Source organism: Pseudomonas sp. NFIX28 (genome assembly GCF_900107395.1).
In the GTDB taxonomy this organism is placed as follows: domain Bacteria; phylum Pseudomonadota; class Gammaproteobacteria; order Pseudomonadales; family Pseudomonadaceae; genus Aquipseudomonas.
This window is the reverse complement of sequence record NZ_FNPW01000018.1, coordinates 68,987-82,751: the sequence shown is the minus strand read 5'-3', so window position 1 is coordinate 82,751 and position 13,765 is coordinate 68,987. Positions and strand designations below refer to the sequence as shown.

Here is a 13,765-nt window from a genome sequence, read left to right as displayed (position 1 = left end):
TAGACGCCGCGATCCTGTAGCCGCTGGCGCAGCCTGCGATCGGCGGCGCAGCCGTCGCTGGGCCAGACGGGGCGTTTCTTCAGCAGATCGCGGATTCAGGGTTTGCGGTTGCTGCGCAACCGATCGCAGCCCCGCGGGCTCGGCAGCGGCTACATGGCTACGTGGTGTGTTCGGAGTATTCGACCTCCAGCGCGTCGAGCTGGTGATCGAAGCTTTTCAGGCGCGCGGTCCAGGTGTAGACCAGCACTTCGAAATCGCGGTTGATCACCGCGCCGCCCGGGGTTTCCGAACGCGGGTCGCAGAAATCCAGTTGATAGCGTTCGCGGGCCATGGCGGCGGCGACATCGGACAGTTCGCGGGCATTGTTCAGCCAGTGGCGACCGTCGGCGGCTTGTTTATCCAGTAATACACACTGTTTTTTCAGGGCTTCGAGGCTTTTTTCCAGCGGGGTGCCGGTCAACTCGCCCATGACTTCCTGGAAAGTCCGCCCCGGCTGCCAGTAACTGCCCCAGAAATAACGGTCAAACACCGTTTCGACCCGGCGCAGGGCCACTTTGGTGTCCCAGATCGCCACCAGGGTCTTGCCCTGCTCCAGCTGCCTTTTCTTGATTTTCTGGGTCTGGAACGACGTCCAGGCCACGAAGACGATGGCGCTCACCGCAATCAGCGCGCTGGCGCTGTCGAGAAAGATCATGGCCTTGTCGATCTGATGCGCCAGCATGATGCCGTAGAAATAAGTCGCAGAAAGCAGCACCAGTGCAACGATGGCGCACCAGAAGCCGAGAGCATAAGGGTTTTTCATTATTGGAATCCCCATGACCATCACGTGCCTGACCGCTGGCCGAGCACTGGACGCAAGGTGCTCACCCAACTGTTCAAAGCATAGCAACGGCCTCAGGGTTTGCCGGGGTTCAAGGCTTGCGTTCGTCCGCTTTCCCAGCCGCCGCCGAGGGCCAGGAACAGGTCGATCTGGCTCATCGCCACCTGGCTGTTGGCCGCCGCCAGTTGCGCCCGTACGTCGGTATAGGTGCGGGTTGCCTGCAGGTCGGCGAGGAATGACTCGCGGCCGGCCTGGAAGAAGCGGTGCGTCTGCTCGGCGGCCTGTCGCGCCGACTGCTCGGCATCGGCCAGGGCATCGCGGCGTTGCAGCTGGGCGCTGTATTGGGCCAGGCCGGTCTGGGTTTCGCGGATGGCGTTGAGCACCACCCCGTCGAAATGCGCCAGGGCGCCCTGGCTGGCGGCTTCGGCCTGATGGATGCGTTGGCGGGCGCCGTTGGCCGGCACCGTCCAGCTGATCAGCGGGCCGAAGCCCCAGCGGTTGGTGGAGGGTTTGCCGAGGTTGTCGACGATGCCCACGGTGCCAATCGTCGCGCCGATGCTGATGTCCGGGTACAGGGCCCCCGTGGCCACGCCGATTTGCGCGGTAGCCGCGGCCAGCCGGCGCTCGGCCTGGCGCACATCCGGGCGGCGCTTGAGCAGCGCCGCGCCGTCGCCCACCGGCAGCAGCTGGGCAATATGGGGCAACTCGGCGCAACTGCCGGTGCCGGCGGGCAGTTGCGCCACCGGCCTGGCCAGCAGCATCGACAGGCGGAACAGCGCCGACTGGCGCGCCGCCTCGTAGCGCGGCAGTTCAGCCCGCAGGGATTTGAACTGGGTTTGCGAACGGGTGACCTGGGTTTCGTCGCCGCGCCCGGCATCGCGCAGGCGTTGGGTGAGTTCGGTGCTCTGGGCCTGCAGGCTCAGCGAATGCTCGGCGATCTCGCGCTCTTCGTTGGCCGCGCAGACTTGGGTGTAGGCCCGCACCACATCCGCCACCAGGGTGATGCGCGCGATGTCGGCCGCGGCCTGGGTCGCGTCGGCATTGGCCTGGGCGGCCTCGATGCCGCGTTGCAGGGTGCCGAACAGGTCGAACTGATAAGAGGTGCTGACGGACAGGTTGCCGACGTTGGCCACCGGCACTTTCTCCGGCAGCAGGAAGGCTTCGCCGGACTCCTGCAGGCGCTCGACCCCGGCCTTGGCCCCGCCGCTCCAGCCGCCGGCCGCCTGGGCCTCGTCGACCTGGGCACGGGCCCGCGCCAGGTTGGCCGCCGCCACCCGCAGGTCGGTGTTGGAGGCCATGGCCTGCTGCACCAGCTGGTCCAGGCGCGGGTCCTGGTACAAGCGCCACCAATCCGCCGGGACCGGTGCCGAGACCACGCTGTCGCTCGAACCGGCCAGGTCGCCCTGCAAATCGCCGCGATGCAGCGCCGCGTCGTCCGGCAGCTGGTAGTCCGGACCGACCGCCTGGCAAGCCGACAGCAGCAAACCGAGCCCGGCCGCGGCCAAACGCAGGGCGCTGTTCATTGCGCCGGCTCCGACCGGATTGGCGCCTGATCGTCGATGATCGACACGGTGGCGGTGCGCCCGGCGATCATGCGGAAGTCTTCCGGCACCTCGTCGAAGGCAATGCGCACCGGAATCCGCTGGGCCAGGCGCACCCAGCTGAAGGCCGGGTTGACGTTGGGCAGCAGGTTGGAGCCGCTGCTGCGGTCGCGGTCCTCGATGCCGGCGACGATGCTTTCGACATGCCCGCGCAGCCGCGCGCGATCGCCGACCACCCGGATGTCGACGCTCTGGCCGATATGAATGCCGTCGAGTTTGGTTTCTTCGAAATAACCGTCGATGTGGAAGGAATTGCTGTCCACCACCGACAGCACCGGGCGCCCGGCGGTGACGAATTCCTGGGGGCGCGGCGCGCGATCGTTGACGTAGCCGTCCACCGGGCTGCGGATCACCGAGCGGTCGAGGTTCAGCTGGGCGCTGTCCACCGCCACCTGGGCTTCGGCCAGCGCCGACTGGGCGCGGGCCACGCGGGACTGGCTTTCTTCCAACTGCTCGCGCGGTACCAGGTTGCCCAGGCCGAGGTTGCGCCGGGCCTCGCGCTGGGCCTGGGCCAGGGTTTCCTGGCGGTCGGCCAGGGACGCCTTGGCCTGGCGCAGGGCCAGGCTGAAACGGTCCTGGTCGATGCTGAACAGCACCTGGCCACGCTTGACCGGCTGGTTGTCGCGCACCTGCACCTGCTGGATCAGCCCGGAGACGTCCGGGGCGATCTGCACGATGTCGGCGCGGATATGCCCGTCCCGGGTCCAGGGCGCGAACATGTAGTACATCACCATGCGCCAGACCACCACGACCGCGAAGGTCACCACCAGCAACGTCAGGACCACACGGCCAATGGTCAATAAAGGTTTTTTCATGTCATCAGGTATCGACTGAGTGAGTCCACGGCGCCGAGCAGCAAAGCGTACAGACCCACGTTGAACAACGCCCGGTGCCAGACCAGGCGATAAAAATGCAGGCGCGTCAGCAGCCCGTGGACCACCAGGTACAAGCCGTAGGTAAGGCCCATCAGCACCAGCAGCGTGGGCAGGAACACCCCGCTGATATCCAGGTCACCGATCATAAAGGCGCTCCATCGATGCCATGGGGCAGCGGTTCTTCAAGCTCGCCGCCACCGACGAACTCGACGCCGGGCAGCAGCGCCAGGCGCAGGCCGCTGAGGGCGTGCAGCAGGTGCAAGCGGGTTTCGCGCTCGTCCTGGCTTCGGGCATCCAGCGCGCGGCGGGCGCGGTCCAGGGTCATCAGCAGGCCGCTCGGCGCCGGCAGGCGTTCGCCGGCCTTGAGGCAGGCCTTGAAGTAGGCGCCGACCTCGGCCACCACCTGGCGCAACAGCGCCTGCGCGTTGCCCTGGGCCCGCGGGGCATAGGCCAGCAGGTCGAGCAGGTTCAGGCCCACGCGCACTTCGCGCAGGGCGGCGCCGCTGTCCTGGCCGGTCATGGCCAGGCGCGGCAGGTGCTGCATCAGGCGGTCGAGCATCTGCACGCCCAGGTGCCGGTGCTCGGCCAGGTTGGCCGGCTCGGTCATGCCGACGATGTCCTGCCAACTGAAGCGGGTCAGGCGCTTGGCCGCCAGCTCCGAGCCGAACGGCCGGGCGACCAGGGTCCAGACGAAGGCGAATAGCAGGCCCATGGGCCCGGCCAGGTTGGAGTTGGCGAAGCTCAGGAAGTCGGCGTCGTAGGCGCCCTGGATGCTGATAAAGGACGAGGTGTTGACGATGGTCAGCAGCATGCCCAGGTAGAAACGCGGCTGCACCGTCAGGGTGCCGACGCAGATGAACGGCACGGCGAAGGCCAGCACCAGCATCGGGAAGTCATGCAGGTTGGGCAGGATCAGGAACAGGTAGAGGCTGGCGAACAGCACCGACATCGCAGTCCAGAAGAAGAACCGGTAGATCTGCGGCGCCGGGTCGTCCATCGAGGCGAAGAAGCTGCAGGCCACCGCCGCGAGAATCACCGCGCTGCCGCCGTCGGTCCAGCCCAGGAGGATCCACAGCACCGAGGCGACGATGATCGCCAGGACGGTGGAGGCCGCCGAATACAGCATCAGCCCGCGGTCGAGGAACGGCGTCAGCCGGCCCAGGCGCCAGTGGCGATAGACCGCGCGCCAGATCGCCTGGCTTTCGCACTGAATGGCGTGTTGCAGGCTGCGGCAGTCCTGCCACAAGTCGATCCACTCGCCCAGGCGGTACAGGGCGTTGGAAAACAGCAGTTGGCGCCGGTCGTCGAGGGCTTCTGCGTCGGGTTGCAGTGCTTCGAGCTGGCCGCGCAGGGCCTGCCAGCGCTCGACCGACGCGCCCTGGGCGGTGCTTTCCAGCCATTGCCCGGCCTGGGCCAGCAGTGGCGCGAACTGCTCAACCAGCTCCGGGGTACGCCGCTCCAGGGCGTACAGCGCGTCGTCGAGGGCGTCCACCACCGGCAGCAGGTGGATCATCCGCCCGCGCAGCTCCTTGGTATTGCGCACGGTCTGCGGGCGCGCGCCCTCGTGGGGCAGTTGGCCGATCATCAGCTCCAGGCTGTTGAAGGTGGCGACCATGGACGCACGCAGGGCGCTGACTTCTTCGGGCTGCACGTTACGGCTGAGAAAGCGCTGGCTGTAGGTGGCGGCATCGGCGAACCATTTGCCCGCCGAATCGACGAACACCGGCGCCAGCCGCCGTGGCCAGAACATACTGCCGATCACCGCGGCGCAGACGATGCCGAGGAAGATTTCCTCGGTGCGCGCCTCCGCCACGTCCCACACCGCCAGCGGGTTATCCACCACCGGCAGGGCAATCAGCGGCAAGGTGTAGCCGGCCAGCATCAGCGCATAGCTGTTGGCCGTGCGCAGGTGCAGCGACAGGAACAGCAGGATGCCGGTCCACAGGGCAATGACCAGCACCAGCAAATAAGGGCTCTGCACGAACATCGGCACGAACAGCACCGCCGCCGTGGCGCCAAGAAAGGTCCCCACCGCGCGGTACAGCGCCTTGGAACTGGTGGGCCCGACAAACGGGCTGGAGACGATATACACCGTGGCCATCGCCCAGTAAGGACGCGGCATTTGCATGAGCATGGCGATGTACAGGGCGATCATCGACGCGGCAAAGGTGCGCACGCCGTAGAACCAGTCGCGCGCCGGCGGCACGCCGGTAAAGAATCCGCTCAAGAAGCCACCGCCGGCGGCTGGGCGGCCGCCTCGAAGGCACGAATCACCTTCAGCGCCGCCGCCAGGTCCTGCGGGGTGATGCCGTCCAGCACCTCGCGGCGCAGGCGCACCAGCTCGGCTTCCACCGACCGCACCAGCTCGCGGCCGGTGTCGGTCAGGCTCAGGCATTTGGCCCGGCGGTCGTGAGGGTCTTCGCTGCGGCAGGCGTAGCCGGCGCTGCACAACTGGTCCAGCAGCCGCACCAGGGACGGACTTTCCATGCCCGCCGCCTGCGCCACCGTCACCTGGCGCACACCCTCGCCCAGGCGCCCGATCATCAACAGGGGCACGGCGCAGGCTTCGGAGATTCCATAGTTGACCAGCGTGCTCTGGCAGATCCGCCGCCAATGCCGGGCGGCGACCACCATGCCACTGCTGATATTCATCTGGAGCGATTCGAGAGAGTCGGGCAAAAGAAGATTCGCACACTGTTAGTTTGCTAACTATCAATGGTGCATGAGGGGGTTAAATCCAGTCAAGTTTTGAAACAATTTAGCCAGCGGTCGTCATTGCAGAAACCTGGACCTGCGCAGGTACTGAAGGTGTATATACTTGGTATATACGTTTTCCAGGAACTGTCTCATGCCTAAACATGCCGTTTTCACGATGAAGCTCGAAGCCGATTTGCGCGATCAATTTATGGCCGAGGCTGAGGCCAGCCATCGCCCCGCCTCGCAAATCGTCCGGGAAATGATGCGCCAATTCGTGCAGGAACAACGGCAAGCCCGTGAATACGAGGCTTTTCTGCAACAGAAGGTCAATATCGCCCGCGGCTCCATGACGGCGGGGGAAGGCATTGCCAACGATGAGCTGGAAGCCAGCTTCGCAGCCCGCAGGGCACAGGTAGCGCCTCGACAATGAAGCTATTCTGGACGCCGCAAGCCGCACAGGATCGTGCAGACATTTGGGATTACCTGCATGACCTCAACCCACAGGCAGCGCTGGACATGGACACCCGCTTCAGCCAGTCGGCCAAGCAGTTGACGCTGCATCCTCAAGCCGGGCGCCCCGGACTGATCGCCGGCACACGCGAGCTGATTCCTCATCAAAGCTACCGCCTGGTTTACCAACTCCATCAGGACGCGGTGTGGATCCTGGCGCTGGTGCACACCGCGCGCCAATGGCCTCCCCTCGAAGCCTGACGCCTTACCCCCCTCGCCCTTTCCTCAACAATACATCCAGCTGATCCACCACTTCCGCCCAGTCGGCGTCGTCGAGGATCTCGTTGCGCAGGAAATCCGCCTGGCTGCTGGTCCAGAAGAAGGCATCCGCAAGGTGCAGTTCCGGCTTGAGCGGTGAATGGGTGGCGATGAAACGGTCGATGCCGACGGGGTCGTCGGGCAGGCCCAGCTGTTTGAACAGGGCGGACAGGCTGTGGGATGGGGATTCCATGGCAACTCCAGGGCGGGATGGGTGGCATCTCGGGCGGCAGACGCGCAGTCGCTCGCGGGCAAGCGCTTCCCGTAGGAGCGAGGCTTGCCCGCGAAACCGCTGCAACAGACACCCGCCAACGCTAGTAACTGACCTCGCACACCTCGGCGTGAGGCACCATTTTCAGGTACTGGTCCATGCTCAGATGCACCAGATTGTTGTGATTGCCGGCTTCCAGGTAGATGTCTTTCTGCCGGGTCAGCATGGGGTCGATCACCACGTCCAGGCCATAGGATTCGCCCAGGGCCGGAACCGCGCCGCGCTCGCAATCGTTGAACAGATGGGCCAGGGTGCTTTCCCGGGTGATCTGCCATTCGTTGCTGCCGCGCACCTTGCTCAGGTCCAGGTGCCGGCTGGCCGGCAGCACGGCCATCAGATAGTGGCCGTGGTTATCATCGAGGATCACCGACTTGGCCACGCGCTCGGCGGGAACCCCCGCGACCCGAGCGGTCTCCAGGCTGCTCGACGAATGTGGGTGAGCCACCACGTCAAAATCGCAACGCGCCTCCTCCAGGCTACGCTGCACGGTTCTTGCCATACGCATGATGCACCTCGATGTCCTGAAGGGTCTTGCAGGACGATGGGTTAACGACGTCACTCCCTTCACCAAGTCTAGGCCGCGCCGCTTGGCTCCACCGACTAACTTCCGAACGGCAGGCACAGGGAAAACTGCCCGAAATTCGTCCAACCCCACGCTCTACTAGACTCAAGGACAGGGCCAACGAACGGCGGAAGCCGAGGCGCATGACTCTCCAGGAGGGTCGGATGAACGGGCGTGGGTGGCGAGCGACACTGAAGGGGCTGCTGCTGGGTTTGCTGATCGGCTTGCCGACCGGGCACGCCCAGGCCGTGGACCCGGTGGTGGTGCTCACGGTCAGCGATGTGATCAGCCCCGCCAGCGCCGACTATGTAGTGCGCGGCCTGGGCAAGGCCGCCGACCAGCACGCGCAGCTGGTGGTGCTGGGCATCGACACCCCGGGCGGCCTCGACACCTCGATGCGCTCGATCATCAAGGCGATCCTCGCCAGCCCGGTGCCGGTGGCCAGTTTCGTCGCCCCCAGCGGCGCCCGCGCCGCCAGCGCCGGCACCTATATCCTGTATGCCAGCCACGTTGCCGCCATGGCCCCGGGCACCAACCTGGGGGCCGCCACTCCGGTGCGGGTCGGCATGCCGGGGCAGCCCGACCCGGGCAACCCGCCCGACGCGCCGCGCTCGGACAAAAAACCGGAGCCGGACAGCGACACCCTCAGCCACAAGCAGATCAATGACGCCGCGGCCTACATTCGCGGCCTGGCGCAATTGCGCGGACGCAACGTCGAATGGGCGGAACAGGCGGTGCGCGAGGCCGTCAGCCTGCCGGCCCAGGAAGCGCTGAAACTCAAGGTGGTCGACTACGTGGCGCAGGACCTGGACAGCCTGCTCAAGCAACTCGACGGCAAGACCCTCAACGCCGCGGGCCGCGAGGTGCAGCTGCATACCCTGGGGGCGGCGCTGATCCATCACGACCCGGACTGGCGCACGCAGCTGCTGTCGGTCATCACCCATCCCAGCGTGGCGCTGATCCTGATGATGATCGGCATCTACGGGCTGTTCTTCGAGTTCGTCAACCCGGGCACCGCGGTGCCCGGCGTGCTCGGCGGCATCTGCCTGCTGCTGGGTTTGTATGCCTTGCAACTGCTGCCGGTGAACTACGCGGGCGTGGCCCTGATCCTGCTGGGCATCGCCTTCATGGTCGCCGAAGCCTTCTTGCCGACCTTCGGCGTCATCGGCTTCGGCGGCATCGTCTCCTTCGTCGTCGGCGCCGTGATCCTGATGGACACCGACGTCCCCGGCTACGGCATTCCCCTGCCGCTGATCGTCAGCCTGGCGGTGATCAGTGCGCTATTTCTGGTCACGCTGATGAGCATGGCGGTGCGCGCGCGACAGCGCCAGTTGGTGGCCGGCGACGCGGGTCTGGTGGGCAGCGTCACGGCAATTACCGCGGTGCAAGCGGACAACCCCTGCAACGGCTGGGTGCTGTTGCAGGGCGAACACTGGCAGGTCCTGAGCGCAACGCCGCTGCAAACCGGGCAGCAGGTACGGGTGGTGGCGCGCAAGGGGCTGCTTCTGGAAGTGACGACGGCCGAGGCCGCGCCGCGAGGAGGATGAAATGGGTCTGGAATTGGGTTTTGGCGCGCTGCTGGCGCTGCTGTTGGCGCTGGCGGTCTCGACGTTTCGCATCCTGCGCGAATACGAGCGCGGGGTGGTGTTCCAGCTCGGGCGTTTCTGGCGGGTCAAGGGGCCGGGGCTGGTCCTGCTGATTCCGGTCGTCCAGCAGATGGTCCGCGTCGACCTGCGCACCGTGGTGCTCGACGTGCCGCCGCAGGACGTGATCACCCGCGACAACGTCTCGGTCAAGGTCAACGCGGTGCTGTATTTCCGCGTGCTGGACTCGCAGAGGGCGATCATCCAGGTCGAGGACTTCCTCGTGGCCACCAGCCAACTGGCCCAGACCACCCTGCGCGCGGTGTTGGGCAAGCATGAGCTGGACGAACTGCTGGCCGAGCGCGAACGCCTGAACGCCGATATCCAGCAAGTGCTGGACGCCCAGACCGACGCCTGGGGCATCAAGGTGGCGAACGTCGAGATCAAGCATGTCGACCTCAACGAATCGATGATCCGCGCCATCGCCAAACAGGCCGAGGCCGAGCGCGAACGCCGGGCCAAGGTGATCCACGCCGAAGGCGAATTGCAGGCCTCGGAAAAACTCATGCAGGCCGCCGAAATGCTCGGCCGCCAGCCCGGCGCCATGCAGTTGCGCTACATGCAGACCCTGGGTTCGATTGCCGGCGATAAAAGCTCGACCATCGTTTTCCCGCTGCCCATCGAATTGCTCAAGGGCATGGCGGACTCGTCGCCCAAGAGCTGAGGCGGGGCGCCGCTGCACGGCTGCGCCATTGTTCCAGCGCCGCATAAGGCGCCTGCGCCCATTGCTCCAACTGTTCGCGGAGCCGGGCCGACGCCTGCTCGCGCTTGCCCTGGCGATCGTCGACAAAGGCCTGCGCCGGTTGCTTGGCATGCTGCCCGACACAAGCGAAAGTCGCCCTGCGCTGCTCGACATCCAAACCGAAAAAATCGCCCAGGTGGCCGTCCATGGCGGCGGGCAGTTCGCTGTAGTTCAGCGCCAGGCCCTGGTATTGGCGGCAATGCTCCAGCCCCAGTTGCAAGAGCCGCCCCAGCCGCCGGGCGATCCAGCTTTCGCGGTCCGGCAAGGGTTCGCCGTCGTCCAGCGCGCAAGGCCCGATCAGGCCCGGCGTCATGTGCATGCCGGCGCGGCGCAGATGCGACACGGCGATTTCCAGCGGGTCGCGGTACACAAACAGCCAAGGCGTATCGGCGAAGCATTCGCGCAGCAGCGGCAGTTCGCCGATGTTCCAGGCATCGAGCTTGATCACCAGCCGCTGCTCGGTGCCACGACGCACCTGGCCGTAGGCCGACAGCAAGCCGATCAGCGCCGCAGCCCGTTCCTGCGGGGCCAGCGAACTGCGCAACAAGGCATCCAGCGGCGGCGGTTCGCACATCACAATGTGCTCGTCCAGGCTGGCCAGCATCTGGCTGACCAAAGTCGAGCCGCAGCGCGAGGCGTGGAAGATAAAGGCACCGGGGGCCAGGCCCGGGCTACGTTGGCGCCATTGCGTCAGGGCCGACAAAGGCGTCTGGCGCCGGAACGCCTGGTTGAACGGCAGGCGCAGGGCCTCCTCGACCGACTCGCGGAAAAATGGCTGCACCAGCGGCCGGTCGCCGAACCAGCACCAGTCGACCGTCCATTCGCCGCGCAACTGCCAGATGCGAATCGGCAACCAGCCGTGCAGGTTCAGGCCATCCATTGTTCGTTCCACATACGCCGCCCCTGGCGCATGGCCGAGCGCAGGTCTTCGCGGGTGAACGCCAGGCCGCGCGCGGCCGCCAGGGCCAGGCTGCGCTCGATAAAAGCTTCGCTGTCGGTCAGCGCCTGCAAGGCCTGGCAGAGCGCGGCGTCCTCTTCGAGCATGCGGCAAAACCGCGCGAAATCCTCGGCGGCGCGGCCCACGCCGGGTGCCGGAGTGGTCGCCACGCCCTCGGCGATCTTCTGCGCCAGCCAAGGGTCGGGGCGGCAGTCGAGTACCAGGTGAACGCGCGCCTGGCGGTCGTAATTGTCGACCCGGTGCGGGCGCGACAGGTCGAGAAACCAGCACTCCCCCGCCTGCATCGGCATGCGCTGGCCGTCGAGCAAAAAGTCCACCCGTGGCGGGCTGAGCAAGGGGATATGCAGGCGCAGGTCGGCGTCCGGGCCGCCCAGGTCGTAGTCGCGGTGCTCATGGATGCGCGCGCCCGGCCCCAGCCGCAGCAGGCGCGCCGAGACGATCCGCAAGGGCAAATGCCGCAACGCCAGGTGCCAGTCCGGGTCCTGCCGCCAGGGCTCGCGCTGCACCGGCAGGCCCTTGCCCGGCGCTAGCTCGGACGGTGCATCGGCCGCCGAGATCAAGGCCACGCCGCTCCAGTCGCCGTCGTAATACTGGCCATTGAAATGGCCCTGCCAGGCATCCGCGCCGATTCGCGCCAAGGCGCGCAGCAGCCGCGGCAGATCCACCGCGACCGGCAAGCGGGCGAACGCCGGGCGACTCATGAGGCCGGCAGCACCTGGCGCGCGACCAGCCAGCCGAGCAATTGCCCCAGGCAGTCGTCGATCGATTGGGCGCCGGTGTCCAGCTCCAGCGCCGCCCGTGGCGGTTCGTAGGGCGCCGAGATACCGGTGAACCCGGGCAGATCGCCGCGACGCGCGCGGGCGTAATGGCCCTTGGGGTCGCGCTGCTCGCAGACCGCCAGCGAGGCGCTACACCAGACTTCCAGGTAGTCCTCGCCCAGGCGCCGGGCGAACAGTTCGCGCTGCTCGATCAGCGGCGCGATCATCGCCAGGATCACGATCTGCCCGTTGTCCACCAGCAAGGCCGCCAGCTCGCTGGCGCGGCGGATATTTTCCCGGCGGTCGGCTGCGGCGAACCCCAGGTCGCGGTTCAGGCCACCGCGCAAGGCATCGCCGTCCAGCACCAGGCTTTGCCGCCCCTGCTCGAACAATCTGGCCTGCAGCGCCTGGGCCAGGGTCGACTTGCCCGCCGCCGGCAGGCCGGTCAGCAGGAGCGCCGCGCCGCGATGGCCGTTGCGGGCCTCGCGCCGGGCCCGGCTGACGCTGGCCTCTGGGGCCCGCAGGTCATTGTCCCTGGGCATGGGCCACCGGCGTGCCGAGGTTGCCCGCCGCCCAGTCGGCCTCGCGGCTAGCCAGCGCCGTGGCGATGGACTGCACCTGGGTCGATTGCACCTCGTCGGGCAGCGGGTCGAGCCCGGCGCTGGCGAAGATCTGCCCGTAGGCGTTGCGCAGGTCGGCATAGGCCAGGTCGCGCTGCAGGTCCGCCTGCAAGGTGTTCAGCTCGCCCTGGATCAGGTCCAGCTCGCCGATGCCATTGGCCTGGTAGCGGTTGCGCAGCTGGCCGACGATCTGCCCGTCGATGTCCGCCAGCTCCTGGCTGGTCTTGAACTGGCGCAAGGCATCGCGGTAGTTGGCGTTGGCCACGTAGACCTGGGCCAGCACGGCGATCGACATGGCCTGCCGACGCGCCGCGGCGACGTCTTCACCGGCCTTGGCGGTGTCGATGGCGGCCGGTGCGGAAAGCACGTTGAACAGGTTCCAGGTGACCTTCACCCCGTAGTCGGCCCATTTGTCGTTGACCAAAAACGAGTTGCTGTCGTAATGCCCGCCGGCGGAGAACTCCAGGCCCGGCAGCAGGCGCAGCATGGCCTTGCGGGTTTCCGCGGCGCTGATGCGGCTCTGATAATCCTGCTCGCGCAGTTCCGGGCGGCTGGTCAGGGCCTCGTGCTCGAGGCGGGCCATATCGACCTTGAGTTCCGGCACCGGGTAATCGTCGCTGGTCGCCAGGGTCAGGTGGGTGGTCATCGGCAGGTTGATCAGGGTCGCCAGCTCGGTCTTGGCCAGGGACAACGCCCGGCGCTGCTCCTCGAGCTGGCGCGTGGCCTCGATCAGCGAGCGCTGGTAGGCCAGGGCCTGCACCGGGTCGCCGATGCGTTGCTGGCTCATGCTCTGGCTGTTGCTGCGGGCCTGCTCGACCCGGCCCATGAGGCTGTCGATCTGCTTGAGCAGGCGTTCGGCCGCCACCGCCCGCCAATAGGCCGAGCGCACGTCCTGGACGATGGTGTTGATCACCTTGCGCCGGCGCTCCTGGACGATCAGCCGCTGGTCGCCCTGCTGCTTGGCATTGATGTAGCTGACGCCGAAGTCCAGCACGTTCCACACCATGGTCAGGTCGGCCACGTTGCGGTCGCGGTCCTGGGAGGTCGAGGGTTCCAGGGACTGGGTGCCGGTCTCCACGCTCTGGCTGCTGGAGGCGCTGACGTTGTTGCGCCCCACGTAGCCGGCGGACAGCGCCATGCGCGGCAGCATGTCGAAACTGGCAAGGTCCAGCTGCCGCTTGGCCAGGGCCTCCTCCATGATCTTCAAGCGGCCCTCGAGGTTGTACTTCACCGCCCGGGCCATGGCCTGGTGCAGGGTCAGCGGGCCGCTCAGCGGCTCCTGGTCCTTGTACATGCTTTGCAGGTCGCTCCTGGCGCGCTGCTCGCTGGCGCTGCGTTCGATCGGTTTACTGCTGACGGCACAACCGCTGACCATCAGCGCCAACAAGCTGACCCCGAACAACTTCTGACTTTTATTCATCCTTGTCTCGCCCCTGGATGCCGCATCGTA

Annotated in this window: 16 protein-coding genes; 4 read left to right on the top strand and 12 right to left on the bottom strand. The window is 66.6% G+C overall.

Annotation, left to right across the window (positions count from 1 at the left end; genetic code table 11):
• Nucleotides 1-157 precede the first annotated feature (157 nt).
• The 6 genes from BLV20_RS26810 to BLV20_RS26785 form a co-directional block, all read right to left on the bottom strand.
• Nucleotides 158-802: an NADH:ubiquinone oxidoreductase subunit N gene (locus BLV20_RS26810; RefSeq protein ID WP_092305427.1), complete on the bottom strand. Its 645-nt coding sequence runs from the start codon at nucleotides 800-802 to the stop codon at nucleotides 158-160.
• A gap of 92 nt (nucleotides 803-894) precedes the next feature.
• Entirely contained in the window at nucleotides 895-2,343 is a 1,449-nt protein-coding gene (locus tag BLV20_RS26805; RefSeq protein ID WP_092305426.1) for an efflux transporter outer membrane subunit, read from the bottom strand.
• Nucleotides 2,340-3,236 carry an efflux RND transporter periplasmic adaptor subunit gene (locus BLV20_RS26800; RefSeq protein WP_092305425.1) on the bottom strand — a complete coding sequence of 299 codons (897 nt, stop codon included), beginning with the start codon at nucleotides 3,234-3,236 and terminating at the stop codon, nucleotides 2,340-2,342. Before BLV20_RS26800 ends, BLV20_RS26805 begins: the two co-directional genes overlap by 4 nt.
• Nucleotides 3,233-3,442 (bottom strand): DUF1656 domain-containing protein, encoded by a 210-nt coding sequence (locus BLV20_RS26795; RefSeq protein ID WP_007932080.1) that lies wholly within the window; start codon nucleotides 3,440-3,442, stop codon nucleotides 3,233-3,235. Before BLV20_RS26795 ends, BLV20_RS26800 begins: the two co-directional genes overlap by 4 nt.
• Nucleotides 3,439-5,523 (bottom strand): FUSC family protein, encoded by a 2,085-nt coding sequence (locus tag BLV20_RS26790; protein WP_092305424.1) that lies wholly within the window; start codon nucleotides 5,521-5,523, stop codon nucleotides 3,439-3,441. The genes BLV20_RS26795 and BLV20_RS26790 overlap by 4 nt, the downstream gene beginning before the upstream one ends.
• The gene (locus tag BLV20_RS26785; RefSeq protein WP_092305423.1) at nucleotides 5,520-5,948 is read right to left on the bottom strand and encodes a MarR family winged helix-turn-helix transcriptional regulator; all 429 of its coding nucleotides are present in this window, start codon (nucleotides 5,946-5,948) and stop codon (nucleotides 5,520-5,522) included. The genes BLV20_RS26790 and BLV20_RS26785 overlap by 4 nt, the downstream gene beginning before the upstream one ends.
• A gap of 196 nt (nucleotides 5,949-6,144) precedes the next feature.
• Between BLV20_RS26785 and BLV20_RS26780 the strand changes: the two genes are divergently transcribed.
• Both BLV20_RS26780 and BLV20_RS26775 read left to right on the top strand, forming a co-directional pair.
• Entirely contained in the window at nucleotides 6,145-6,423 is a 279-nt protein-coding gene (locus BLV20_RS26780; RefSeq protein WP_092305422.1) for an antitoxin of toxin-antitoxin stability system, read from the top strand.
• Nucleotides 6,420-6,704, top strand: coding sequence for a type II toxin-antitoxin system RelE/ParE family toxin (locus tag BLV20_RS26775; RefSeq protein WP_092305421.1), 285 nt, complete (start codon nucleotides 6,420-6,422; stop codon nucleotides 6,702-6,704). Before BLV20_RS26780 ends, BLV20_RS26775 begins: the two co-directional genes overlap by 4 nt.
• Before the next feature lie 4 nt (nucleotides 6,705-6,708).
• On the opposite strand, the gene BLV20_RS26770 is transcribed toward BLV20_RS26775, so the two are convergent.
• Together BLV20_RS26770 and BLV20_RS26765 are read right to left on the bottom strand one after the other, a co-directional pair.
• Nucleotides 6,709-6,954: a DUF2789 domain-containing protein gene (locus tag BLV20_RS26770; protein ID WP_092305420.1), complete on the bottom strand. Its 246-nt coding sequence runs from the start codon at nucleotides 6,952-6,954 to the stop codon at nucleotides 6,709-6,711.
• Between the two features lie 121 nt (nucleotides 6,955-7,075).
• Nucleotides 7,076-7,537, bottom strand: a complete 462-nt coding sequence (locus BLV20_RS26765) for an aminoacyl-tRNA deacylase (protein WP_092305419.1) — start codon at nucleotides 7,535-7,537, stop codon at nucleotides 7,076-7,078.
• Nucleotides 7,538-7,758: 221 nt separating this feature from the next.
• Between BLV20_RS26765 and BLV20_RS26760 the strand changes: the two genes are divergently transcribed.
• On the top strand, nucleotides 7,759-9,141 hold the full coding sequence (locus BLV20_RS26760) for an NfeD family protein (protein WP_092305418.1): 1,383 nt from the start codon (nucleotides 7,759-7,761) through the stop codon (nucleotides 9,139-9,141).
• A 1-nt stretch (nucleotide 9,142) separates the two neighbouring features.
• Nucleotides 9,143-9,901 carry a slipin family protein gene (locus BLV20_RS26755; RefSeq protein WP_092305417.1) on the top strand — a complete coding sequence of 253 codons (759 nt, stop codon included), beginning with the start codon at nucleotides 9,143-9,145 and terminating at the stop codon, nucleotides 9,899-9,901.
• Here BLV20_RS26755 and BLV20_RS26750 read toward each other — a convergent pair.
• Genes BLV20_RS26750 through BLV20_RS26735 form a run of 4 tightly spaced genes read right to left on the bottom strand, consistent with a single transcriptional unit; the run spans nucleotide 9,867 to nucleotide 13,735 of the window.
• Nucleotides 9,867-10,859: a sulfotransferase family protein gene (locus BLV20_RS26750; protein ID WP_092305416.1), complete on the bottom strand. Its 993-nt coding sequence runs from the start codon at nucleotides 10,857-10,859 to the stop codon at nucleotides 9,867-9,869. The genes BLV20_RS26755 and BLV20_RS26750 overlap by 35 nt on opposite strands.
• Nucleotides 10,847-11,638, bottom strand: coding sequence for an aspartyl/asparaginyl beta-hydroxylase domain-containing protein (locus tag BLV20_RS26745; protein WP_092305415.1), 792 nt, complete (start codon nucleotides 11,636-11,638; stop codon nucleotides 10,847-10,849). Before BLV20_RS26745 ends, BLV20_RS26750 begins: the two co-directional genes overlap by 13 nt.
• On the bottom strand, nucleotides 11,635-12,237 hold the full coding sequence (gene cysC / locus BLV20_RS26740; protein ID WP_092305414.1) for an adenylyl-sulfate kinase: 603 nt from the start codon (nucleotides 12,235-12,237) through the stop codon (nucleotides 11,635-11,637). The genes BLV20_RS26745 and cysC overlap by 4 nt, the downstream gene beginning before the upstream one ends.
• On the bottom strand, nucleotides 12,221-13,735 hold the full coding sequence (locus BLV20_RS26735; protein ID WP_092305413.1) for a TolC family protein: 1,515 nt from the start codon (nucleotides 13,733-13,735) through the stop codon (nucleotides 12,221-12,223). The genes cysC and BLV20_RS26735 overlap by 17 nt, the downstream gene beginning before the upstream one ends.
• Between the last annotated feature and the right edge of the window lie 30 nt (nucleotides 13,736-13,765).

Bases quoted from the DNA above. Each gene is read 5' to 3' on its own strand.
- BLV20_RS26810 (WP_092305427.1), bottom strand. From the start codon at position 802: ATGAAAAACCCTTATGCTCTCGGCTTCTGGTGCGCCATCGTTGCACTG.
- BLV20_RS26805 (WP_092305426.1), bottom strand. From the start codon at position 2,343: ATGAACAGCGCCCTGCGTTTGGCCGCGGCCGGGCTCGGTTTGCTGCTG.
- BLV20_RS26800 (WP_092305425.1), bottom strand. From the start codon at position 3,236: ATGAAAAAACCTTTATTGACCATTGGCCGTGTGGTCCTGACGTTGCTG.
- BLV20_RS26795 (WP_007932080.1), bottom strand. From the start codon at position 3,442: ATGATCGGTGACCTGGATATCAGCGGGGTGTTCCTGCCCACGCTGCTG.
- BLV20_RS26785 (WP_092305423.1), bottom strand. From the start codon at position 5,948: ATGAATATCAGCAGTGGCATGGTGGTCGCCGCCCGGCATTGGCGGCGG.
- BLV20_RS26780 (WP_092305422.1), top strand. From the start codon at position 6,145: ATGCCTAAACATGCCGTTTTCACGATGAAGCTCGAAGCCGATTTGCGC.
- BLV20_RS26775 (WP_092305421.1), top strand. From the start codon at position 6,420: ATGAAGCTATTCTGGACGCCGCAAGCCGCACAGGATCGTGCAGACATT.
- BLV20_RS26770 (WP_092305420.1), bottom strand. From the start codon at position 6,954: ATGGAATCCCCATCCCACAGCCTGTCCGCCCTGTTCAAACAGCTGGGC.
- BLV20_RS26765 (WP_092305419.1), bottom strand. From the start codon at position 7,537: ATGCGTATGGCAAGAACCGTGCAGCGTAGCCTGGAGGAGGCGCGTTGC.
- BLV20_RS26760 (WP_092305418.1), top strand. From the start codon at position 7,759: ATGAACGGGCGTGGGTGGCGAGCGACACTGAAGGGGCTGCTGCTGGGT.
- BLV20_RS26755 (WP_092305417.1), top strand. From the start codon at position 9,143: ATGGGTCTGGAATTGGGTTTTGGCGCGCTGCTGGCGCTGCTGTTGGCG.
- BLV20_RS26750 (WP_092305416.1), bottom strand. From the start codon at position 10,859: ATGGATGGCCTGAACCTGCACGGCTGGTTGCCGATTCGCATCTGGCAG.
- BLV20_RS26745 (WP_092305415.1), bottom strand. From the start codon at position 11,638: ATGAGTCGCCCGGCGTTCGCCCGCTTGCCGGTCGCGGTGGATCTGCCG.
- cysC (WP_092305414.1), bottom strand. From the start codon at position 12,237: ATGCCCAGGGACAATGACCTGCGGGCCCCAGAGGCCAGCGTCAGCCGG.
- BLV20_RS26735 (WP_092305413.1), bottom strand. From the start codon at position 13,735: ATGAATAAAAGTCAGAAGTTGTTCGGGGTCAGCTTGTTGGCGCTGATG.